General features: G+C 46.4%; 16 protein-coding genes. 11 read left to right on the plus strand and 5 right to left on the minus strand.

Annotated features, from left to right (window positions below; translation table 11 throughout):
* Nucleotide 1 precedes the first annotated feature (1 nt).
* The 4 genes from BM386_RS22005 to BM386_RS22020 are packed head-to-tail and all read right to left on the minus strand — an operon-like array spanning nt 2 to nt 13,872.
* Nucleotides 2–1,507 carry a hypothetical protein gene (locus BM386_RS22005; RefSeq protein ID WP_091698128.1) on the minus strand — a complete coding sequence of 502 codons (1,506 nt, stop codon included), beginning with the start codon at nt 1,505–1,507 and terminating at the stop codon, nt 2–4.
* The gene (locus tag BM386_RS22010; RefSeq protein WP_091698130.1) at nt 1,497–11,045 is read right to left on the minus strand and encodes a DUF6603 domain-containing protein; all 9,549 of its coding nucleotides are present in this window, start codon (nt 11,043–11,045) and stop codon (nt 1,497–1,499) included. Before BM386_RS22010 ends, BM386_RS22005 begins: the two co-directional genes overlap by 11 nt.
* 50 nt (nt 11,046–11,095) lie before the next feature.
* A complete protein-coding gene (locus BM386_RS22015) occupies nt 11,096–12,655 on the minus strand; it encodes a lipase family protein (RefSeq protein WP_091698133.1) in 1,560 nt (519 codons plus the stop codon).
* Between the two features lie 26 nt (nt 12,656–12,681).
* Nucleotides 12,682–13,872, minus strand: a complete 1,191-nt coding sequence (locus BM386_RS22020; protein WP_091698134.1) for a hypothetical protein — start codon at nt 13,870–13,872, stop codon at nt 12,682–12,684.
* 304 nt (nt 13,873–14,176) lie between these two features.
* Between BM386_RS22020 and BM386_RS22025 the strand changes: the two genes are divergently transcribed.
* Nucleotides 14,177–14,827, plus strand: a complete 651-nt coding sequence (locus BM386_RS22025; protein WP_091698136.1) for a 4'-phosphopantetheinyl transferase family protein — start codon at nt 14,177–14,179, stop codon at nt 14,825–14,827.
* A 238-nt stretch (nt 14,828–15,065) separates the two neighbouring features.
* On the opposite strand, the gene BM386_RS22030 is transcribed toward BM386_RS22025, so the two are convergent.
* A complete protein-coding gene (locus BM386_RS22030; protein ID WP_139235963.1) occupies nt 15,066–15,875 on the minus strand; it encodes a LytR/AlgR family response regulator transcription factor in 810 nt (269 codons plus the stop codon).
* Nucleotides 15,876–16,265: 390 nt separating this feature from the next.
* On the opposite strand from BM386_RS22030, the gene BM386_RS22040 reads away from it, so the two are divergent.
* From BM386_RS22040 to traJ, 10 genes are all read left to right on the plus strand, one after another.
* On the plus strand, nt 16,266–17,099 hold the full coding sequence (locus BM386_RS22040; protein ID WP_091698141.1) for an RteC domain-containing protein: 834 nt from the start codon (nt 16,266–16,268) through the stop codon (nt 17,097–17,099).
* A 93-nt stretch (nt 17,100–17,192) separates the two neighbouring features.
* Nucleotides 17,193–17,609, plus strand: coding sequence for a hypothetical protein (locus BM386_RS22045; RefSeq protein ID WP_091698143.1), 417 nt, complete (start codon nt 17,193–17,195; stop codon nt 17,607–17,609).
* 252 nt (nt 17,610–17,861) lie between these two features.
* On the plus strand, nt 17,862–18,164 hold the full coding sequence (locus BM386_RS22050) for a DUF4134 domain-containing protein (protein WP_091698145.1): 303 nt from the start codon (nt 17,862–17,864) through the stop codon (nt 18,162–18,164).
* A 4-nt stretch (nt 18,165–18,168) separates the two neighbouring features.
* Nucleotides 18,169–18,636, plus strand: coding sequence for a hypothetical protein (locus BM386_RS22055; RefSeq protein ID WP_091698147.1), 468 nt, complete (start codon nt 18,169–18,171; stop codon nt 18,634–18,636).
* An 82-nt stretch (nt 18,637–18,718) separates the two neighbouring features.
* Nucleotides 18,719–19,048 carry a DUF4133 domain-containing protein gene (locus BM386_RS22060; protein WP_091698148.1) on the plus strand — a complete coding sequence of 110 codons (330 nt, stop codon included), beginning with the start codon at nt 18,719–18,721 and terminating at the stop codon, nt 19,046–19,048.
* Nucleotides 19,039–21,474 (plus strand): TraG family conjugative transposon ATPase, encoded by a 2,436-nt coding sequence (locus BM386_RS22065; RefSeq protein ID WP_091698150.1) that lies wholly within the window; start codon nt 19,039–19,041, stop codon nt 21,472–21,474. The genes BM386_RS22060 and BM386_RS22065 overlap by 10 nt, the downstream gene beginning before the upstream one ends.
* A gap of 2 nt (nt 21,475–21,476) precedes the next feature.
* On the plus strand, nt 21,477–22,172 hold the full coding sequence (locus BM386_RS22070) for a conjugal transfer protein TraI (protein WP_091698151.1): 696 nt from the start codon (nt 21,477–21,479) through the stop codon (nt 22,170–22,172).
* Nucleotides 22,162–22,827, plus strand: coding sequence for a hypothetical protein (locus tag BM386_RS22075; RefSeq protein WP_091698153.1), 666 nt, complete (start codon nt 22,162–22,164; stop codon nt 22,825–22,827). Before BM386_RS22070 ends, BM386_RS22075 begins: the two co-directional genes overlap by 11 nt.
* A complete protein-coding gene (locus BM386_RS22080; RefSeq protein ID WP_211482941.1) occupies nt 22,814–23,464 on the plus strand; it encodes a TerB family tellurite resistance protein in 651 nt (216 codons plus the stop codon). The genes BM386_RS22075 and BM386_RS22080 overlap by 14 nt, the downstream gene beginning before the upstream one ends.
* Nucleotides 23,461–24,444 (plus strand): conjugative transposon protein TraJ, encoded by a 984-nt coding sequence (gene traJ, locus BM386_RS22085; RefSeq protein WP_091698155.1) that lies wholly within the window; start codon nt 23,461–23,463, stop codon nt 24,442–24,444. The genes BM386_RS22080 and traJ overlap by 4 nt, the downstream gene beginning before the upstream one ends.
* The last annotated feature ends 3 nt before the right edge of the window (nt 24,445–24,447 follow it).

Here is a 24,447-nt window from a genome sequence, read left to right on the forward strand (position 1 = left end):
TCTATTGCTTAATTTTTTGGTGTAGTTTCAACAGCGGGTCCTCATCATTTTCTTCAATGGCTTTCTTTTCTACTTCTGTGAACACAGCAGGGAATTGATCTGTGAGCATTTTTTGTTTTCTGGTTTTTAGTGTATCCCAGTCCACCTTTTTAAATGCATCTGAAAAGAACGACCGTGTGGCCGCATGCAGATTTAGTGGTCCCGCACCTGACATCTCGCCCTGAATAGATGCTGCCGCAGCCTGTGTTTTTTTCTGCTTTGCCTGATTGATAATGGATTTGAGGTATTCTGCACGCCAGTTGAACATACCCTGGGCAAATGTAGCATCCGAAAGTGCCAGCAATCGCCCAATTTGCCAGGCGGCACTGTAGGCATGGTTGAAAATTCCCGTGCCGGGATCATAATGCATGGCGTGGTCAGAGTAAATATAAGGTCCGTAGTTACCGCCGTCTTGAGGCTGCGAGGATCCACGTTTTGTAGGTGAGGGTACCAATGGCCCCCGGTACCATGAGGTGGCATTTTCTCCTACCCGCATTTTGTTTTGGAGCGCCACATAACCGATATCCAAGGCTTCTTTGGCTGTTGCGTTTTTTTCTGTTGCTTGGTCAGTTGACAGTTGGATCAATGAAGTGCCGCCGTTGCCAGGCTGGCAAATGGCTTCCATCATAGTGAGAAATTCCCGGTCAAATTTGGAGGTTGTGAATTCCCAGCTTCCCAGGTGGACCAGCCTGATCTTGCTAAAGCTCCCAGTAATGCTTGCACTATTGAGATGGTCCTGATGTCCTTCGAAAGACACCAGCAAAATCATGTTTCTCTGGCCTACTCCCGGAACCCTATTTCCGATACATAAAGAGAAACAGCCGTCTGCGTCCATGTTCAGGATCACTTTTCCATCCGTATTTACCGCACGGGCATGAGACAGGTACTTCAGCTCTTCCAGTTTGGGGGCAATGGCCTGAAAGTACTCCAGGTCTATATCAATTACAGTTACTTTCTCGTCATCGCTTCCTTTGAATTCAGTACCCAAATCGGGAGGGAGTACACCTGCTCCTGGGTTCACAAGCTGGCTGGTAGAGACCGTTTGGGGGGTACTGATTTTACGGCTACTGCTGGTTTCCAGGTATTCAGCTTCGTATAAAGTCAGTAAACCCATCCAGGGGGTGTCTTCGTTTTGGGTAGTCTTCCCGGGGTCAATGGCGCGTGACCAGGGTAAGCTAAAGTCGTTAAAAACTATATTGGGCAGGAAGTTTGCAAAGTTGCCTACCTGATTGGGGGGAGGGAATAGTGAGTGGATGTTGCTGGGCTGCAAAACAAACCTGGGGCCATCTATAGTCAGTTTTTTTAGGGCATCATACTCCGGGTTGTCGCCGGAGTCCACCACATTTTGAATCGTTTGTTTTGCGGAAAGTGTATAGTTATCTGTTTTCAAAGGAGGCTGTATGGAGTCAAAAAATTGAATGTCTCCTGCAGCTACAGTTCCCGGATCGGTAATGATACTATTGCTCATCAATTTGTTGTTTTTGAATTAATTTAACACTGGTCTTCCTGTGAGATGAATCACCAAAATCAATCCCGCACTGCACAAGTGAGAGTTGATGGGCCAATTCACTTTTCATTGCTTTGTTGTCACCCAACGCATACATACCCAGGATCTCTGTCTGCTGATCGGTCAGGGAGATCAGTATTCCATAGTAAGCACTGGCCTTTGTCGGGGCGTCGAATAACAACAGCGTGTTTTCCCCGTAAGCCTGGACAGCCGTTGCTTTGAACGCTCCGCTTTTGGACGGCACTTCATCTGCGGCAACAGCAATCCCAATTGACCCTACACCAGCTTTTCCTTTCAGCAATACGCCAAACACCTGGCTCTGTCTTGGGAAAACCGTTTGGATCCATCCCTTTCTTGTTGTATTCCCCGAAGTTTTCACCAGGTTTTGATCCACCAGATCGCTGGCTTTTACATGCCCAATCCGGCCTGTCCGGGGTTTTATTTGCCGGCTGTTTTGTGCTCGGATCAAACACCCATCGGCCAGAAACCAACCGCTGTTAATCTTGGAAAGCATGGTGTTTATTTGCCAGCCGAGAACAGCATCAGGGTTGGTTTCAAACCCCTGGACAAGGACCTGGCCTGTTTCGGCTGGAAGCCCGAAAGTTTCAGGTCCGCTGAAATGTTCAAAACCCAGCAAGCTGCCGTATTCATCAAAACTGGCGATGAGGCTTGGCAGCTCTCCGAGTAACTCCAGATCAAGGGATAGTTTAGGGTCAGTCTTCCATACCAGAGTGGTACCATCATATAGCGCTTTGCTGCGGGTGCTACAAAAATCCGCAAGTGAGGACAGATAGCTCTCATTGGAAATTTTGTGGGTGGTTTTCCATTGTCCTTTCGCTTTTCTGGCCAGTTTCGGAAGATGAAAAGCCTCCGGGGCATCCCTGCTTGTAGTTTTGTAGGTTTGCAGTTGGGCCACCAATTGAGGCTCCCGGATAGGAGCCGTTTCTGTGGCCACGTCCTGGGATGGGCTTTGTAATAAGATGGGCTTGCCTGCCTCTACTACGCCATTGTTCTGATAGATTCCTATTCTGGCGAGTACAGGGAAGTCTTGCAGAATGAGGTTGGCCGATGACGCCATTACGACTAGGCTGGGATCCAGTGGCGCGTTTATAGCAGAAGCCTGCAGCGCACGGTAAATGTCATTTCGGTTCTTAACCACGGTCTCATCCATGATAGTCTGCCTGATCATGGTAAAGGCCTTTTTCTGATCCTCAGCAGGATAAAGTTCCGCTGACGGATAGTTAGGGGTAAAATCATAGGACAATCTCCTGACATCACCGGTTACATATGCCAGGTTTTCCAACGGGAATTCAGGAACAACTCCTGAATATACATATTGGCTTGCATCCAGCACTAGCCCGTAAAGTACATTGGAAATGAGCATGGTATCCGGATCAGGGGCAACCTCGTGGTCTAGTTCTGCCCGCGACCACAAGGCAGATGGGGCCCCGTTAGTGTTTCCGGTAAGGTTTATGTTTCGTGCTTTCAGGTTTATTTCGGCTCCTGAAGCATCAGTTAAAGCAATGGTCATGGGAGAGACCAGTTGATCCTCTTTCCCCATAGGCCTTACCCCGACATGACTACTACCCTGCAGGGAAGTGTCTGATCCGGATACCGTAACTGTGCTGCTAGGAATGGCTGATGCTACTGTGAGTTTCCAAGGTATGGGATTTAGAACCCATTCATTCTTACCAGTTCCTTCTTCTCCATCATTACTGTCTCGTTCCAGTCCCGTTTGTGCCGTCCACTTCACCACCTGCTGGTCAAGGCTCTGCTGACTGTTTTCATCATTGAGCATAACCACTCTTGCGTTTGACAGTACTGGACTCGGCGAGGAAGATGTTGGAGCTGGCAGGAAGGATGCTTCAAATGCAGACCAGTCCAGGCTGGCCGTACTTGGATGGTTGTCCTGGTTGCCGATAGGTATGGAGAAACTGATGATATACCAGTCAACTTCAACTTTACCGAATACCGGAGGTCCCTGCAGTTCGAGTGTACAACCCAGCTTAGCTACCAGTCGCACAGACACACCTGCTATGGTGGTCTGGAAGCCTGCATAGACGGTTACTCCGATGCCTACATTGAAATAGAAAGGTTCCCATTCAATGAGGAAGTTGGCGTAGGCATCCAACCCTGCAATGAGAGGACCTGCATCGAAGGCTATTTTCAGATATCCCCCGGACATGATGGCAGTAGGGCAGATGGCAAAGTATGCGCCACCGGAAATAGATACTTTTCCTACCGAGAAATCCAGCTTCCAGTTAATCCCCAGGCGGGGTACATCAGGATAGTAAACAGGCCTATTGAATGCCGGGTGATACCCCCCTAGGGTGACTACAAAATCCCCGGCTGAGATCATTCCTCCATCTTTGAGAGGGATGTCTTTAAACCATAGGAAGAAGGCAAAACCCCCGGTTAGTTTAACGTCTTTGGCCAGAACGAATGAATTGGGAGTCAGCTGGGCCTCGGCAGAAACATATCCTGCCGCAGGACTGATGGTGACTTTGATGGCCAATTCCATATAGGCCAGGGCAAGATTGGGGCTAACTTTGGGAGGAAGTGTAGCTGTAGAGACCCCCAACAGGTTGAATTCAAAGTCTTTGCCAAAGCTAAGGAAAAGCAGTGCGGTAGTCTCTAACAACTGAAAGGAAGAGAACTTGAGACCTGCGGCCAACCAGTATTGGCCAACCTGTGGACGTATAACTTCATTCAGTTTCAGCAGGGCAGCCATGGGGTCTTCTCCTTGGGTAAAGGAACCGTCTGCCACCCCCTTCACCAGCGGGAAGTTGGCTACCCCTTCTATACCTGGAAGATCCAGGCCTCTGTTGTAGGCAAACCCTGCGGCTATACCTTCAATGAAAAATGCAGGGATGCCTCCCAGCGGAGCATTAAGCACTCCGAAAATAAACATGGAGGTTGAAGTGTCCCCATTTTCCATCTTTATTTGGGCATATGATCCTAAAGCTCCAAGCGAGAACTTTTTAGCCGAAAGGATGGCCACGCCGGTGTATTCTACAATACCATCCGATTCACTTTTTAAGAAGCCGGCATTAATGGTGACACCTCCAGTATAATCAACGGCAAACCCATCCAGGTCGATCGTGTATTTGCTCCAATCTGTGGGAGCTGTGACCGGCATACCCACACGCAGGCCTTGGAGTGCTGCTTTGAACCCGGCCAGTTCAAAACTTCCTGAACTGATGAAGTCAAGCAATGGTGGTGTTTTTTCCCCTTCCCATCCCAGTCCAATGTTTTCAATAAACAGCGGGCCGAAACTTCTCTGTACAGGGATGATCACCTCATGCCCGTTTCCGGTGTTGCTGCGCAGATTTACCCAAAGTTTATCTATATAGCCAACATCAACTGAGAAACGGGGATCAGTTGTTTTATTGTCATCGTCGGACTCGCCTGAACCGAGCACGTTTTTTGCAATCGGGTTGTTTCCTCCTCCTTCAGTTATGGTTTTTGGAGAGAGGGAAAGCCCCATCTCATCCATGGATAGGCCTGCCCCGAATTGTATCTTGATGGGCTGGTCTCCCCGGAATTGCAGGTCAAACAAGGCACGTGGATCGACAGACCCAAGTTTAAACCGGCTCAGGTCCACAATGGGTTGCCCGTTTTTGCCGATGATGTCGAAGCCTACATTGTTTAAAACAAGGTTAAAATAGGTAAAGTCAACGGAGTAAGAATCGTTTCCGTTTTTGGCAATAGGAACATACAAACCAATTCCTCGGTCACCAAATGCCGGAGTCCCGTTTACACTGTTAGTGATCCAATCGGTGTTTTTTCCTCCCAATTGAAAAACAAGATTAGGGATGGCTGAAATAGAGAGATTTGGTGCCTGGATGAGCAAACCATAGTAGCCATCCACCTCGGATTTGGGGCCGATAATGATTTTGCCCTCTTCACTGAAAGAGAGCAGCGTCCATTGCTCTTTGAGCAGTGTAAAAAGGAAGTTTCCTAAAAATTCCTTAGGTGTTAATTTAGCAAGTTTATCGAACGATGTGAGGACATATATCCCTTCGGTATCTTCTACGAGTTGGGTAGCTTCAAGCAGCAATGCAGGACTGATGGCGGAGGACTTGATCAAAGGAGCCTGCAACCATGTTTTTACCTGATCCTGATTCAGTACCAAGAGCGATACATAGCGAGGCAGTACATCTTTGATCACATTGAGCATCCATGATGAAACTTTGTCACCGACATTACCACCGCCAAAGAAGTTTGGCAATAGTTCTACATTCAGAGCAGAGGGCGTTCCCATGTTGCTTGGATCAGCAAGCGGGTCGAAGCCAAAATCAAATTGGCCATTACTGAAATTGATACTCAGACCCGGGCCATTCAGGTTTTCTATGGGCACGATCATATCCAGACCAAAGGAGATGTCAAATTGGCTCTTATCCAGGTTGTAGGCCACTCCGGTCGGAGCAATCTCCATTTTAAGCAATTTCATATCAGGCAACTCGGCCCCGGCCCATAAGCCAATGGAGTTCGAAGAGTCCAGACCGGCAAGCAGCTTGAAGGGCAGTTTGGCACTTGGTATGTATTGAATCCTTCCGTCTATTACTGACAACAGGGAATCTTTAGGTAAGGCCAGCTTGAGCAGGTCTGCTATTGCGGTGGCTGTATCGTTGGCATTTGCGGTAGAAAAGCGTTGTTTTACCCATTCAAAGGCTACTTTTTCCAACTCCTGAAGCAATGCCTCCCCGCTCAGCCCCTCAGTTAATGCCTGTGAAAAGGCACTGATAATATTGCTGACCAGGTCATTAACATGCATTTTTGTTGCAAATCCATCCATGGCCGCCAAAAACTTTCCTGCATCGCTCGTACCGGACGGGTACTTGGCTAGCAGGAAGTTCATTAATTTAGGGACCACCTCATTGATCACTACTGCAGATCCGGTAGCCAATGCCTGTCCAGCCAGCGTGCCCCATCCCTGGAATGGCAATAGTTGTACCCCCAGTCCTGTAGGTTTAGCCGTAGTGCCTTGTGAAATGCGGAACTGAAATTCTTTATCATAAGCCACATGTGTGAAAAAACCATCCTGAAGCGAGGGTATCGTAGCTTCGAGGTCTAACCCTCCAGAAAAGGCGGGCTGATAGCTTTCGTTTAGGCTTACACCAAAATTCAGGTTTTTAATGGCCGCTTGATTACTCACGATAGAGATGGTATCTACGCCAAAGTTGAAAATTGCCAGGTTGTTTTCTCCTGTCATGCCTACTTTGAATCCGTAAGGCAGACCGGTCAGTTCCATCCCCTTACCCGGGCTAGGGGTAACCTGTATGTCGTTGTATGTCACTTCAGGTAGATTACCCAGCAGGGCGATCAGTTTTGGTACACTGAAATTACCCTGATTGCCCAGTACTTCGTCTGAGAGTATCCAGCCCAATGGGTCCGATAAAATACCCATCATGGACGGCATGCGCCAGATACCATCTTCATCCTTGCCTATGCCCAGGCCTTCGAAGATTTTTTGAACCAATTCATATTTGCCAAGGAGTTCCTCTTCGAAGATTGCATTGAGGAGGATATTCAGGGTATAGGCTGGGGCGAGTTCCGATACCTGATCAACGAAAGCCGATGTATTAAAAGGGTATATATCCAACGGGCTTGCCGCTGGTTTCTGGCCATCACCCCAGATAAGCTGAATTTCAAATGCAGGAGTTTGTAAGGCACCGTTGTTCATGCGAAGCCCAAGGGATGAAGCCAGCGTCAACCCAATTTTGGGTATATAAATATCTCCCGTGAATGTGAGTGTTTCATCACTGATGTTAAGCTGCAGATTGCCGTACAGGTTTACAAATTCTCCAAGAGAGATTGCATGTTCAGGCAAGATGTTCAAGGAAATAACCCCATTTGTTGTGGTACTGAAGGTAAACGGTCCATAGCTTGCAGGAGGTTGGTTGGAAGCTATTTGAGTGGCGAGGGTTCTTACGGCATTTGCATCGGTAAAGAAGTTCTCAAATCTGGACGTAAGTCCTTGAACAGGATTGGTAAACACTTCGAGCACCGCCTCGGGAAGAAGCGGGTAGCCCTGGTTTACAGGTCCGCAGATATGCAGTGCAGAGAGGAACTGCAATGCCGGCACAGGAAGAGAAGGTATGGTAATACCGGTCACTTCCTGTAAGAAATCAAACAGTTCCTTTCGATGGGCAGGATCCATCAGCAGCGATTTGAACTGGCTTTTTAAATAAGCATCCGAGCTGGCCAGTAAAGCATTCCAGCCACTGGTGTTGATTCCGTAAGGTGCCTGGTCATTGGCTCTAGGCAGAGTAAGCCCAATTAATTGCAGAAGTTTATAGGTGGTTTGAAATCCGCTGTTGTCGGTAACCGCTTCCACGGTTGTGGCAGTTTGCAAAGCGCCATTGAGCAACGCCAGAAATGCAGCTTGCAGGTTTGATGCAAAACTATCGCTAAGAAACTGTTCCAGCGTTACCAGATCATCCTGAAAGTCAGTGCCAAGTTGTGCATTGACTAACGTAACCACAGGTTTGACGTTGACCTCGCCTTTTTCTAATGAGAGGGTCAGACCCAGCATAATTTTATCAACATTGCCTATGCTCCCAAGATCAACCAATTTGGCATTGGGGATGAAAAGTGTGCCGATGAAATTCAGCGAGGGAACATCATCAATAAATTCTATTTTTTTATTTTGGGTTGAATATTCGACCAGATTCAGCCTTTGTTCAAGGTTAAAAGCAACTTCTGGTTTGCCTGAACCGGGATACTTGAATAGGTCCTGTCGGCCAAATCCAAGCCCAAGGTTTTGTTTGCCCGTGTTATACCAAACAGGTAGATTAAATCCAAAAGGAATGGGGGTGATCCAGGGGTCGGTGAATGTGCCGCTTCCTAAAATGGCCGGGGCATCCTTTGTTCCGGACATGGTATAGGCCAGCAATCCAAGCACGCTTTTACCCTTTGTGTCAGTATTAAAAAGCTGGTCTATCTGTTTGTTAAAGTCTGTCCACGGATCGGTGAAGCTGGTAAAAGGATAAAGTTCAAATCCTGACCAGGATAAACCGGATTCCGGGAAAGCAGGGGCGGTGGTTAAATCTTTGACCAGTCCCATGGCACCGGCAAGGAATAGACCCGGTTTGGACTGGGTCCGTAAGAGCATGGTGCCCAATGCTGAAACCAGAAAAGGACCAAAGGTAGATGCACTTTGCTTCACCAGATCCTGGAGGGTTGACTGGTCATCAAAATTCAGGTCTGTGCCCAAAGCGGTAGGAGTTCCATCTACCACCAGAGTCGGTCCCTTTATCAGCATGGACCATGACCAGCCACCGTTTTGGTTCCAGGTGGCTGATAGCTGGGAGGTATCTACTTTTACCTGCATGCCACCTATAGCCGGCGTTTCGAAACCTTTTGGCAGGGTAAGCCGTGCGGCCACACCAGAGAGCCAGTCAGCTGTAGTATGGCTAAAATTCCCGTCTTTTGGCAACCTGATGGTGGCGGCATCCAGAGCCAGAGAGGCTACAATGTCGGTGCCTTTTAGCGTAAGCTCGGGGGCAAGTTCGAGGCCCAGGTTCAGGTTGATGTAATCTGTAATGCTTTCCTGAAAGCAAACCAGGTAAGCAGGTAAAGTTTGGTCTTTTATGGAGATCCCGGCTTTCCAGGGATCTTGTTTTGTTCCACTACCGGAAATGTTGATCGGTAAAGAGTCTGTGGAGGCTTGCAGAAGCTGGGCGAATGACTCCACTACATAATAGAAAGCTTCTTTTCCGGAGACCTGCTGTTGGCATGAAAGTACGTTGGAGTAATAGCTGGCCCATGCACCAATCGGGTTGGTGATAGAGGTGGCCATGCCTGATGGAGAGAATGGAGGAATAAGGTTTTCAGGCCAATTGGCTCCTGCTGAAGAAGGAGTCTGTAATCCGATTAATGTTCCGATGCTCTGGGAAAGCTTTTTGTTTTCCGTGCCGAATTCCAAGAGGCTCTGCAAGCCTTCGCTCAGGGCCACGGCTCCTGCATTGGCCAATTGGCCAGGCGAGAGCAGGTTAAGCGTGTCGTAATGCGTGCTTCCGATGGTTACAGCATTAAGGCCAAACCAGGGCATCATACTGGAATCTGACCCCAACGACATACCGCCTTCCAGGGAGCCAATGGAATATGCTTTGTTTTCGAGGGTAAATTCAGCCAGAGGTTGAGCTTCAGTTTTATTTTTGAGATTGAATTTTGCGGTAAAATTGATGGAAGGAGAGAGCCCGATGGCGTCCCCGGTAATCTGGAATCTTGCCAATTCGCTTTCGGCCTGCATCGTAAAAGCTATGCCGGAGCTTCCAAAATCAAAAGGTGATCCTGAAAATGCCATGCCTGGATACAATACCCTGGTACTTTCACCAATCACCTCAGTGCCCATGGAGAGGCTTAATGTTCCTATAGTGCTCACATCCAAAAGTGAGATCAGGAAAGGGGAGCTGCGTGACCCATCACCCGAGACACCAATATCTTTTTTAAGGAAACCTGAAAGACAGGAAAGCCAGGTTTTTAGGGTATTGTTATCAGCAGCAATAGCATTGAACCAGTTCAGAAAAATGGTTTCTGCATTATTATTTTTGGCTGCATTGAACAACTCATACCATTTTAGTATTGGGAGGGTGGCATTTGGGGCGCCTTCAACCTTGGGTACCTGAGAGCTCAATCCGAAGAGCGGCGGGAAGTACTGTATGTTTCCGCTGAGTTCAGGGAATACTTTGCTCAATCCACCCACAAATAGGCTGGAAGCCGTATCCATAATCTTTTCAGCGGTGATAGCCTCCAGGTCGGAGAGAGAGCGGTTGGAGGGTTTGTCTTCCCCGGCTAATTGAAGACCAATGATTTCCACACCCAACTCAAACGGGGATTTCCCGGCTATTTCTTTGGCCAAGTCTATATTGGCATTGACTTTTACTCCGTTAAATTGAATGCCGTTGATGTCTATAAGAGGAGAAGAAGGGTCAGGTCCATTGACGGCTGCTCCGAAAACGATGGGGAATCCTTCTGACACAAAAGTCATTTTTACCGGGTCATTGCTATCCTCGGCATCGACAGCAACGAAAGGAATAAGGCCCCATACGGCTGACTGCAATGTTGACGGACTACCAAATTCCCAGGCATGATAGACACCGACACCCATGACAGTGCTGCTCCCGGATTGATAAGTTACCGCATATACACCCGTATTAACATCTTTGCCATCCTTTTGGTATTTAATAGGAAACCAGTTGCCTAAAAGACCGGGGTTTTGAATGGGTATGCCAAAAGAGTTTCCTCCTATTTTGCCTAGAAGTTCTTCAAATAAAGTATTGAATTCAGCTGGATTCTTAACAATTCCTGCCTTTGTACTCACGTACGGGTTATTGAACCATTCAGGAATTAATGAGTACGAATCATCTTCATTTTTTTTTAAAAGTCCGGTGAGCACTCCCAGACTGCCAAGTATTGGGTCCAGATCTGAAAAGCTTGAGTCTGGTGTTTGAAGAACAGTTGAATCTTCTTCAAAAGAGGAGGTTGATAGCATTACCACGTGGTGTCGGTTTATTCGGTATAAGTATCATAAAAAGGTGTCGGTTAAATTACCCTGCTGGGATCCAGTAAACGTAGGTATGCGCTTAAGGCATGGTTGGTGTCCTCAGGAATGTCTAAAGAGCCTAACAAAGGGACTATATTGTTCAGTGGGTTCCAATAAGGAAGAGTCTTTAGTGCTGTGGCAATTTTGTCTTCTGGACGCAGGATCTGGTAGCTGACAGTGCCAAGGCTTTCGTTGAACAGGTTAGCCATATTTATACTGGCAAAATAGCTCGCTCCATAGGTATAGATTGCATCTATATGGATGGCGGGAGTAGTATTAAAAGTCAGATCAGCCGCCATAAGGTTGGCAAGTGCACCTCCAAACCCATGGCCAATCACATATAGCTTTCTGTCTCCCTTAAGTGAAAGGACCAGTTGTTTTATCTGTTCGCCTATCGCCTGGCTATTGGCATAGTAAACGTTATTGACGCCTGAAGTTACTATTTGGTTATAGGGAGTTCTGGATGTTGCGCCGTTGGTATCCATCATCAGCAGTTCTTCATAAGTGATGCTCCCGCGAAAGGCTACTGTCAAACTATTTGAAGTACTGAAAATAGCTGCTATGACCTTGCTGTCTCCAAAATCAATGATTTTTACCATTTCTGTTGGGGCCGGATTTCCAGGTTGTTGCGCCTGTAGATAGGTCATCGCCATAAACTTGCCTAAGTTAAATGCCAGCGGTTGGTTAAAACCAGCCGGTGGATTAGGTATGATAGCAGGAGTAGGGGTTGAGATAGGGGATTCACCATTGATTACTTTCAGGTAAAAGTTTGAATCCCGCACTTCCCAGGGCGTATAGTATGGTGTAGGCACGGACGCAGGTAAAAAGATTGCTTTTCCCAGTGGAGCAAATCCTATAGTGGAGGAGGGTTGATCAGGAAACTGATCTATTTTTAGGGCTTGCGAGCCAGCCCTAAGATTATACCCATTTTGGACTTTATTGTTATAGTACAGTTGAAATTCAGTGCTGGCGAAGTTTCCGGTACTGAACACATAGGAATAAGGCTGGGTTAACTGCGGGGGATCTTGTTGGTTGGGACCCTTGTTCCCCGGCCTGAAATCAATAGCTGCAATTTGTGCAAATGACCCTCCTAGGCCCATTCCTGTGATGTAAAGTGGCTTTCCCTTTACCCCAGGGTTATCTAAAAATGACAGAATTTCCCATAACGCATTCCTCAGTAAAGGGTATGCTGCCACATACATGCTTAGGACTGTTGCATCAGAGGGGGCTTTTCCTACGACAGCTTCCGGTAACAACTGCCTATTACCTGGCAAAAAGCCCGAGGTATAATTCCCAATGAAATTTGCCCATTGTACCCCAACGGACAAACAGGCAATTACATCTTCCCCTACATTTCCATAAGAAAGCAAAAGTTGAATGTTGCCTGTGGGCTGGGCAAATACGGACCTTGAAGAAAGCACTTTCCAAGTAGGAGGCAGGCTGGGGCCGTTTAAATCCGCACCTGCGGATGAGGCTGCCAACTGCACCAATACGCCCAGGAGTGTTTTTTCATTGATGTTACCGGATTGCTCTAATTGTTTGCTCGATTCGGTTTTCATGTGTGATGGAGGTTAGCTGGTGCATTTTAGTTCGGTATGGCTTTAATTACCGGAGGTGCTCCAGGATTACCATTACCGCCAGGCTTACCATCGTCTCCATCAGGGATCCCTGTCCCTTTATTCCCCTTTAATCCACCCGTTGCTCCATTTGTATGGCCAAAAAAAGGACTTACTGAACCTGATCCTGAATAGGTAAAGTAAACCTGTGCACCATCTCCGCCGTCTCCACCTCTATTTCCGTCCCCTCCGGTTCCCCCATTACCCTGAGGTCCTGTCTGAGCTGTGGGGCAACCTGAGGGGCTGTCACCCGGAGGGCCGCCTGGGCCTCCATTTCCAGCTGGCCCTCCATCTCCTCCTTTTTGGCCTTCCTGGGCACCGGCATAAATGGCAATATTTCCTTCGATGTTGGCGATTTGGCAATAGAGTATTGGACCATGCGATCCATGTAATCCTTCGTGTCCGTGTCCACCATTTCCACCGCCAGTACCTTTTCCACCGTTAGTCGGGCTGGTTTTACAATGACTTCCGCACTTCACTCCATTTTGTCCCTTTTCACCGGGAGCAGTAGGAGTAGTTCCCGGTGTACCGCTTTCTGCCTTTTGGGGTTCGATTGCCGGTAGTTCACACCTTATGGTGTAGGTACCGCTCGTAACCTGACCTTGTTGAATTAATTTCTGACAGCTCAGGTAGGCAGTTCCATCACTTTCAATCTGTCCGCCCTGTTCTACCGTTAAGGTTCCGAAATTAGGGGCCACTCCATCTTTCAAAGTCAGTATTTCCCCACTTTTTACTGTATAATTTTCTGCAGTAAATGCAGCAAGGGTTAGAGGGAATGATAGTTTATTGATCAATTCTATATTTGCACTCCCTACTTTATCAGGGTTACCAATCACGTAAGAAAGGGCAATTTTTTTTAGTTGCAGCCGATCATCTTTTGAAAGCTCACTTTTATTCTTACTTACCGCCAGGTTAAGTGATGGTAAATAGTCAATATGGTCATCGCTTCCTGTATCCGGTGCATTTATCAGGGCTTTTAGCTCATCAAGTGATTTGATGGTTATTATCTTTGGGGGCACTGAGGATTTCGCTGGATCCTTCGAAAGGATTAATCTTCCATTTTTAACTTCTTGAGGGAAGACAGACTGTGCCGCAGGTTCAAAACCAAGCCTTTGATTGAATGCGTGAAAATTTTGTAGTTGCTCTTTTGATAAGGACATACTTTAAAAGATTATAGGTTAAATGAAAAATTTCTGAATCTAAAAAATTGGAAACCAATTCTATTTTTAATAATTAGTATAATTATAATAAATTTTAAATAATAAAACAAATGACTAATTAAAAATAATCTTCCTCCCAGGAAATATTGGGATTTTAACACTGCTTTTTATAAAAAATGGCGGTATGATAAATTGGTAAAAGCCCCCTAATTTTAATTGATTTAACCCATCTGGTAGTCCTAACTAGCACTGATGTTGCCAAAATTTATAATGAGAGGCTAAGCAATTGATTAATTTTATTGAAATGGAAATTCATATCGTAGTGGCTGGAAATGATGGAAATTTATCATTCGATGCTCATGCACGTATCTCTGACCTCTTGACCAGTTCAATGAGAGAAAAAATAAAGAACTTTCATTCTTTAAAGGATTCTCAGGCTTTCATGATTGGACGGTACCTGATGGTTCACTCCCTAAAGAAATTGGGGTTTAGTGATTCTATTCTTGATTCTGTTAGATTTAGTGATACCGGCAGGCCATATCTACCAAATTCCACAGCCGATTTTAATCTATCTCACTCTGGTGACTATGTTGTTTGCGCTTCTGCACGAAATGTGAGAATAGGGGTTGATATTCAAAAAATTTCTCCCATTAATCTTAGTGATTTTTCTAAGGTTTTTTCTGTTTATGAACTGGAAAAATTTGGTAATGCAAATGATACAGATGCTGAACTAATTGCCTCTTGGACAATGAAGGAGGCTGTAATCAAAGCTGATGGTCGAGGGTTTTCTATTTCGCCATTGGAAATAGTTCTGAAAGATTCAAAATATGCCTACTTGAATGCCGATATATGGTACATTCAACCTATCCCTTTTGATCCTAAGTATTTTGTTCATATAGCTTGTGACCAAGTTATTAAGCCAGAGAATATATATATTGAATATATCTGTATATAAAATACATTTTATATTTAGTTAAAAAATATAGTTTTAAATTTATTGACTGATTCTGGAACTGGATACTCGTATCTTTTGTGTAGCGATATTGTATATAAGGTAGAAAATCAAAAATATTGCGGTAAACCAAGTATGTAGCGACAGGGTGCTGGACTTCATCATCTCAGGCTTTCAAAGATGTACTGCTACTCCCGACAGTGAAATAAATGAACTTCCAAACGGAAAATCAACAGTTTCTTCACCGCCTGATCCATTCCTTGAATTTACCTGCCTTATTCTGGCTAACTGTAATATCATCGGGGAAAGAAGGGGATAGGTGTAGAAGAAGTTTTCCATGGCCGTTGGACCGAAAGTCCTGACAGGCCTGATATTGGATAATCATTTTCCTGTTTATCCTGAAAAAGTCATCTTGCGGTAATTTGCGCTCCAGTTCATCAAGGGTTTCATTGAGAAAATAGCTGGACTGGCTTGCAGTGACAAGGTAGTTTATTCTGTTCCGGTGATAAATGTATCGGATATCCTGAAGCGGGATTGGAATGGTTCTGTTTCCCTGCTGTACCAGTAGGGTTTTCCGCTGGGTTTGTTTAGAAGGTTTGGATTCCTGTTTTCTCAGGATATGGTAGTAGATTAAGTAATAGATATTGAATAAGAAAACAGGCAAGGCCATTAAAGGGAAGGAACTGTGGGTACTGGGGTTTCCTTGGACTGTGTTGATTTCAAAATACCATTGGTAAATCGTGAGGAAAAACAAATCAATCACGCCGGGCAAGAGTACTCCCAGGGAAAACTGTAAGAGCAGCCTAAGCAAGGGCTTTTCTTTCCAATCGTATTTCCTGTCCAGCTGGAAGGTAACCTGATGGACGAACTCCAGAAAGAAGGCTGCAATGAAAAAAGCTGCCAGAAGTTTGATGTAAAACGGGTTGTTGGAAAGCGAATCCAGGTATCTGGCACCGCTTCCATACATCGCCAACAACAGTGCGGCGGTGGTACATAACAGTATCCGAAGAAATTGGTCCAGGTATCGTACAGGTAGCTTCTTAATTTCCAAAACTCAAGTTTTTGCGATTAGCATATAAATGACATTGGTTATTTGTTGTTTCGAAAACGGGGGTTATAGGTGTATAAGTTAATAAACTCTTAATTAATTCAGTGATCCTGGCTTTTATTGGGGCCTTTACCCATTGATTTTTAAGAATTCTTTGCCTTGGTTTTAAGTTTTTTGCTTCGATTTACCCTGTTGAGGCCGTTTTTTCATTCCTATTTGGAACGGGTTCATCCAGTAAATCACCTGATTCATGTTCTTGGAGCAGTTTTTTTTTGTGTTTATCTCTGGGGGAAATTAGGTTTGCTCTGTACCTGAATGGGTACTCAGGCCTAGTGATTTTCAGACCCGCGGGCAGTTTTAACCGGGGATTAGTTCCCATAAAATTGTCAGAACATGATAGCTAATGAACATTTTAACCTGCTTTATCTTCAGATGAAGGAGGAGGTAGGGACTATAGGGTCATCTACCAGCAACCCACTTCGTGCGGCAGAGCAATCCTACCTGATTGTCAGCAACTACTGTGACCAGGTAAAGGCACCAAAAACCTTTAATTCCCCTGAATCAGAGGTAGTGTTTTTTAAGAAGATCAGGCCCGGCTTTGAAGCTGAGCTTCTATATTTTGGTGAACTCTATTATATTCTTTCCACCCTGCCAAGAAGAAGGAAGGACAGGATCAGGCATTTTGCTAAGCAGTATGCTCCTATCCGGTTGTTTTATAGAAGATATCAATTGCTGTATGAATACTGGAGTCTTGGAAGATCGGATTGTGATAGTCAACTCTTTACCCGGGATAAGGTGGATGCCCCTCTGCTGATTATGAGTCCGCTACCGCTTGGGGATAGCCATTGTACCCCTGCAGGAAAAGTATTTGCCAGATTCCGTGCATACAGTGAGCTACACGGATTTTTGGACAAGGAGATTAGCAGATTGGAAAACAGGACAGCAAAGGAGAGCCAAGTGCTTAAGTGGACGGCTACCAAGGCAGCTTTGGTTGAACTGGCCTATGCCCTGAAAGCTACCGGGGCTATTAATAACGGCAATGCTTCCATCCGGGATATCGCCACTCATCTGGAGCGGGTATTTGCTCAGGATCTTTCCCAGTTTTATAGAACCTTTCAGGAGATCCGTATCCGAAAAAACAGCCGGACTACTTTTCTGGACCGCATGAAAGAGAAACTGGAGCGTTGGATGGATAATACGGATTTGAACAGCAGGGGGGAAGACTGATTGTTTTTTCTTTTTTTTTCTCCCCCTTCGGAATTCGGTGTGAATATTTTTTCTGATTCTGACGCAGGTTTGTAGCAACAAAATCAAACAGGTATGCTGGAAAATATTTCATGGGGAGTCTTTTTTAAGCTACTCGGAATAGTGCTGACTTGCTACTATGGGGTGGTAGTGATCCGCTACTTCCGGGCTGATGTTTTCGCTGTTCTGCTAAAGGGAAAAAGAGTGGGTCTGCCGGGTTGTTATGATAAAAACAGGGAGGAACCCAAGCGCTCTTCCATGGATAGTTTCTATGCTTTGCTGGAGGAACTGGACGCTGAACTCATGGGCAGTGCCGGAACAAAAGCGGAGTTTATCCAACTCCTTCGCCAGAAAGTAGGGCAGTATGGATTGCCTGAGTCCAATGGGGCACGCAAAATCCTTTTGAACCACTTGCTGCTTGCTGCGAAGGCCGGACAGGTGGATCTTGAAGAAGGGGATCTTCTGGACCTGTTCAACGCCTTACCAAACTGATCATTCAAACCAACTAAACTCACATGCTATGAAATCGAGCCTGCCTGAGGCAGAGAGGCATGTCGAAGATCGTCACAAACAAGGATGATTATTCCTCATGCGAGATTCCATAGCCTGTCCCGACTATTCGGGATGACCATAAAAAAACAAAAATAAACATATGAAATCGAGCATGTCGATAACGACACACACTAGGATGTTTATAAACGCTGTGAGATTCCATGTGGCCATTGAAATACAAATTATAAACACATGAAAAAGACTAGGAAATGGATTAGTGCAATGCACTTCTTGCTACTCGCCGGAGTGGTGAATGCCCAGGACGGAAATGCGGGTATCAATGAGGCTACCCAGCAGGTACGGGGATACTTCCAGTCGGGTACCGGGTTGATGTATGCCATAGGTGCCATTGTTGGATTGATTGGCGCAGTCAAGGTTTTCAACAAATGGAACAACGGAGAACCGGATACCGGAAAAGTTGCTGCCGCATGGTTTGGTTCCTGTGTGTTTCTGGTCGTGGTAGCCACGGTTCTTCAGAGTTTCTTTGGCGTCTGAGGCTATGCTGGATACGGATCTGCTCAGGCAGCGACAAATGGGGGTGCTTCCGGAAATTGACATTGCAGGACAGGTTTTTACAATTGATCTGCGGCTCAATGAGCTGAGAAATACTCATTCCCCAGATAAAAAGTTGGGTCTGGATGAGATGGTGACAACAAAGGACGGACAGCATTACCTTTTTTTCTATGACCGTGAAAACCAATCCATTCTACATGCTTCTCCTGATCTGCTCAAGATTCCTGATAAAACGGTCTTGATGGAGATCCCGGATGAACTGGGGTTGGATCCGGTAGGGATGGCCAGAAAGTATGGACTGTGGGACGAGTATTTTTTCAAGATGCATCCTTATGATGGAACGCTGAAGGGAAAGGTTGTCCCTCTGGACAAATCAGGGTTGCCGGAGTATGTGGCAAGAAATCAACAAGAACAACAAGGTCTGCAGGAAAGACAGCTGCGGAAATTAGGTTAGCTGCCTGGAGAGCGCTGGTGTATGGTTTGGGTCTTAGGGATTACCAATTCAATCTTATTCTGAATTTTAATTAAGCTTTTACATGATCAAGTACAACGTCAATAAAGGGATCAACAAGCCCATGGAGTTTAAGGGACTGAAAGCACAGTACATCGGATACCTGGCTGCAGGACTGGGACTTACACTGCTTGCTTTTGCACTTGGGTATGTTATGGGCTTGTCCATGTACCTGTGCCTTGGGCTGGCGGTGGTGCTGGGCAGCGCCGATTTATTGATCGTGTTTCATCTGAGTGCTACCTATGGGGAGCATGGGCTGATGAAGAAAATGGCCCAGACTCAGGTGCCAGCCAGTGTGGTAATTAGAAGCAGAAAAATCTTTTATAACCTGATCAAACGCAAAGCATGGAGTTAGCTGATTTATTTCCAATCTATAAAGTGGAGCATGAGCTGATCCTTTCCCGGGTGGGGGACATGACAGCGGCCTTTGAGGTGGAATTGCCTGAGGTGTTTTCCCTCAGTGCTGCTGGATTCGAAGGGGTGCATCATGTATGGAATAAGGCAGTTGGGGTACTGCCCGGAAATACCGTGCTGCACAAGCAGGACTGGTTTACAGATGCCGCATATCAGGGGAAGTTTGAAGGACAGGATCATTCCTTCCATTCCCTTTCCAGTGAGCGCTTCTTTACGGAAAGGCCGCGTCTTATCCACCGCTGTTTACTGTATATCTCCAAAAGACCTAGAGGAAATAAGCTGGGGAATTCGGCTGTTTCCAATCTATTGAGGAAAACCCTTGTTCCGATAGAGCTGCTGGAAGGCAATGCACTGGAGGAGTTTCAGAATGTACTCGGTCAGCTTGTACAGATTCTTGGGGATGCAGGAATTGGGTTGAGGCGGTTGGGTGGGGAACAACTGGCAGGAACTCCGTGGAAGCCGGGTGTTTTGGAGGAATACCTGAATTTGGGGGAGGTGAATCTACTTCAGGATATTCAGTTCAAACCTGAGTGGAAAATAGGAAGCAAGTATGTGCAGCTCTATAGTCTGGGGGAGGTGGAGAACCTGCCTTCCTCAGTCAGTCCACATAGAAGTTATGAATCCTATGGGACCGATCAGACGGATTTTCCAATCGGTTTTTCCACGCCTGTCTGTGCCCTGTTACCCTGTAACCATATCTATAACCAGTTCCTGTTTGTGGAAGATTCTAAAAAGAAGTTGAAAGAACTGGAATCCAAGCGGCAACGGCTGGAGTCTCTGGCCAACTATTCCAGGGAAAATGCCATTGCACGGGATGCTACAGCGGAGTTTCTAAATGAGGCCATTGCGACAGGAAGAAAGGCGGTTAAGGCACATTTTAATGTGATGTGCTGGACGGATAGCGTACAAGAGGTAGGAATGCTGCGAAATCTAACTGCAGGTGCGCTGGCTAAAATGAATGTGGTACCCAAACAGGAAACCGTTGGTGCACCGCAGATTTTCTGGGCGGGTCTTCCTGGCAATGAGGCTGCTTTTCCGGTGAATGAAACCTTCTATACTTTTATTGCACAGGCTACCTGCTTTTTCAATTTGGAAACCCACTACCGGACTTCTCGAAGTCCTGTTGGAATTCGGCTGGGAGACCGGGTTACCGGGTATCCTGTCCATGTGGATCTATCGGATGAGCCGATGAAGCTGGGGCTGATCACCAACCGGAACAAGTTTGTATTGGGGCCTTCAGGATCAGGAAAATCCTTTCTGACCAATCACCTGATGCGTACTTACTATGAACAAGGGACACATGTGGTATTGGTGGATGTGGGGCATTCTTACCATGGACTCTGTGAGCTGGTCGGGGGATATTACTTTACCTACGAGCAGGACAATCCGATCCGTTTTAACCCTTTCTATGTGGAAGGAAGAAAGCGGCCGGAAACTGAAAAGAAGGAAAGTCTTAAAACCCTGCTCATTGCGCTGTGGAAGAAGGAGGATGAGGTATTCAGGCGCTCAGAGTATGTGGCAATTTCCAATGCGGTATCGGGATATTTTGAGCTGTTGGAAACTGACTTGGAGCTTTTTCCCTGCTTCGATACTTTTTATGATTTTCTCAATGATGAATTCAGGGAGGTTTTAAAGCGGGATGGGGTCAGGGAGCATGACTTCGATGTGGACAATTTTATGTACGTGTTGCGCCCATACTACCGGGGTGGGGAGTTTGATTACCTGCTGAATGCACGGGAAAATCTTGATTTGCTGCAGCAGCGCTTTATCGTCTTTGAGCTGGATAACATCAAGGATCATCCCATCCTCTTTCCGGTGGTGACTTTGATGATCATGGAAATCTTTATTTCCAAAATGCGCAAGCTCAAAGGGGTCAGAAAGATCATCCTGATTGAGGAGGCATGGAAGGCGATCGCAAAGGAGGGGATGGCAGAGTACATCAAGTACCTCTTTAAGACGGTACGGAAATTCTTTGGGGAAGCCATTGTGGTGACCCAGGAAGTGGAAGACATCATCTCCAGCCCGATCATCAAAAATGCGATCATCAACAATGCGGATGTCAAGATCCTGCTGGATCAGAGCAAGTACCAAAACAAGTTTAAGGACATCCAGGAGTTGTTGGGTTTGACTGATCAGGAGAAGGCAATTATTCTATCGATGAATAAAGCCAAGGAGCCGGGCAAGATTTACAAGGAGGTATATATCAGCATTTATAAAAAGGTGTACCGGGTGGAAGTGAGCCGGGAAGAATACCTCACTTATACGACCGAGGAGCGGGAGAAAATGAGGGTTGAGGAATTGACCGCCAAATACGGTAGCCGGAAAAAGGCGATTGAGGTGCTCTCTAAAGAACTTGAAACCAACTAGCTATGAAAATAAGAAAACGAATTGTGATGATGGTACTGCCGCTGCTTATAGGTTTGAGCGCGTTACCCGTGCAGCAAGCAGCTGCGGTTCCCATCGCGGTGATTTTGGAAGTTATAAAGGCTGGGGTGAAAAAGGTCATCCAGGCTATTGACTTGAAGGTTCAACGCTTGCAGAATCAGACCATCTGGCTCCAGAATGCCCAGAAGGTATTGGAGAATAAGCTGAGTCAGCTGAGGCTTTCGGAGATTTCAGAGTGGAATGAAAGCCAACGGAAACAATATGACGAGCTCTTTGAGGAACTCTGGAAGGTCAAGCGAATCATTACGCAGTTTCAGCGGGTGCGGGACATTGCTGCGATGCAAAAACAGCTGGTCAGGGAGTATCAAACTACCTGGGAAGTGATCAACGGTTCTCCTGCTTTGGCATGGGAGGAAAAAAGGGTGATCTCGGGGATATATCAACAAATCCTGGAGGAGTCTATACAGAACCTCAGCCATCTGACTGGGGTGATGACTTCATTTACCACCCAGATGAATGATGCGGACCGCCTGGCTTCCCTTCATTTGGCAGAGGACAGAATCCGCAAAAATCTAGTGGATTTACGGTCGCTGAATTCGCGGAATATGCGCCTGATCCGTTCCCGTGAACTGCTGCCGCTCAACAACTTAAAACAGAACTATGATTTGGATGGACACTAGTTATTCTTGGGGAGTAAACAGGGTGATTCTCCTGCTGGGTATGATGTGTGTTGGACTGTGTGTTAAGTCCCAGACTCTGGAGGAATGGACCAAGCAGAAAAAGCTGCAGACCAGCTACAAGCTCAATCAGATCGCGGCTTTGGCTTCCTATCTGGAGGTGGTAAAAAAGGGATATGACATAGCCAGGGTAGGATGGAGTCTGGCCGGTGACATTCAGGCCGGTGAATTCTCGCTCCACACCGACTACTTCGGGGCTTTGGTTGCAGTTCATCCGCTAGTCCGGGATTACCCGATTGCACTTGAAATTGGGAAGGTGTATAGACAGCTTAACAGGGAGGTGGATTGGATGGATAGGTTTCTGGCTGATCAAAGCATGCTGGAAGAGGGGGAGGTGTTGGCGGTCAAGAGATTCAATAGGGTAAGCAAAGCGCAGGCGGATGTGCTCATGGATGAGCTCCATGAGTTACTTACTTCGGATTCCTATGCTATGGATGATGGGGAAAGACTGACTGCGATAGATGGGTTGTACGAGGGAATTCAACAGCTTTTTCAACGCTTAAAAGCCTACAATGGGCGTATTCGCTCACTGGATTTGCATAGGAAACGAAAAGAAACCCAACTCCAACAGCTAAACAGGTTCTATGAGGTTAGGTAAAATCAAACAGGTCATTGGGCTGGGGATGCTGCTGCTGGTATTGCTGCAACCCTTTTCCGGGAAAAGCCAGAGCCATGAGGCTACACAGCTAATGCTGAATTACGAAAAGCTGATGCAGCTAAAGGAAATCCTGGATCAAATGCATAAGGGGTATGTCGTTCTGGAGCAGGGATATGCTAGGGTAAAGGGGATAGCCGAAGGTAATTTCAAGCTCCACGAGGCATTTTTGAGTGAACCACTCAAGGTGAGCCCTGAGGTCAGAACGTATTACCGTGTAGCAGATATTATTCAATACCAGCAGCGGATTTTAGGCGAATATAAATCCACCTATGCGAAGGTTAGCGATGGGGATTTTTTTTCTAAAGCGGAACTCGCATTTCTGGCAGAAATGTATGAAGGGCTGTTTAAGGCTTCCCTTCGTAACCTCGATGAGCTGGTACTGATTCTTACCGCTGGGGAGCTGCGCATGTCGGACTTCGAACGGTTGGAAGCCATTGATCGCCTGCATGTTGAAATGTCTGGTCTCTTGGTCTCTCTCCGGGATATAAACACAGAGATTAATTCACTTGGAATTCAACGGAACAGGGTTAGAAATGAACGAAAGTCAATCCTGGAATTAAACGGAATAAAACCATGAGGAAACAAGCCATTTTATTGGTGGGAATTGTATTCCTACTCAACGGATCTGCCCAGGCACAGGCTATTTCAGGAAGTGTAGAAGGCCTGCATGAGGTATTGGATCAACTCTACGCAGAAATGATTCCACTGGCCAATGGGCTGATTACCGTTGCAAGGGCGGTGGCAGGATTTGCGGCCATCTGGTATATCAGCATGCGGGTCTGGGGTCATATTGCCCGCTCGGAACCCATTGATATGTATCCCTTGCTTCGGCCTTTTGCAATTGGGTTGGCTATTATGCTCTTTCCGCAGGTATTGGCGGTGATTAACGGGACTATGAACCCCATTATCAGGGCTACGGCTGAAATGGTGGAAGGAACGAACGAAGCTATTGCCAATCATATCTATGAAATGGAGGCGGAGCAGCTTGAGCCTTATATCAACCACTTGCTCGATAGTGGTGAACAAAAATACCCTGAAAACCTGAAGGACATGGGCTTTTTTGAGCGCCTGGCAAACGAGGTTTTTGTCTTCAATCTGAAAGCTATTATCAGCAAGCTGATTTCTGAATTCTTGCAGATGCTGTTTTTCGCCGCTGCCTTATGCATTAACACCATCCGCACCTTTCAGCTGATTGTGCTGTCCATTCTTGGTCCGCTCGTTTTTGGGCTCTCTGTATTTGACGGGTTTCAGCATACCCTGGCAGCTTGGTTTGCGCGCTACATCAATGTGTCCCTATGGCTCCCGGTAGCTAATATATTCGGTGCCATCATCGCTAAAATTCAGCTCAATATGATGGTGCTGGATGGGGATTTTACTTCTTCCTTGGGCTACCTGGTCTTTATGGTCATTGCTATTATCGGTTACATGACGGTTCCCAATGTGGCGGGATTTATCGTGCAGCCGGGTGGTAGGGACAGTCTGCTTAATTCTGCCACGGGGGCAGCCAAGTCCAGTGCCTTGGGTGGAACCCAGGTTATTCAACAGGTCATCAAATAAGTT

This window comes from Algoriphagus locisalis (assembly GCF_900116615.1).
Lineage (GTDB): Bacteria > Bacteroidota > Bacteroidia > Cytophagales > Cyclobacteriaceae > Algoriphagus > Algoriphagus locisalis.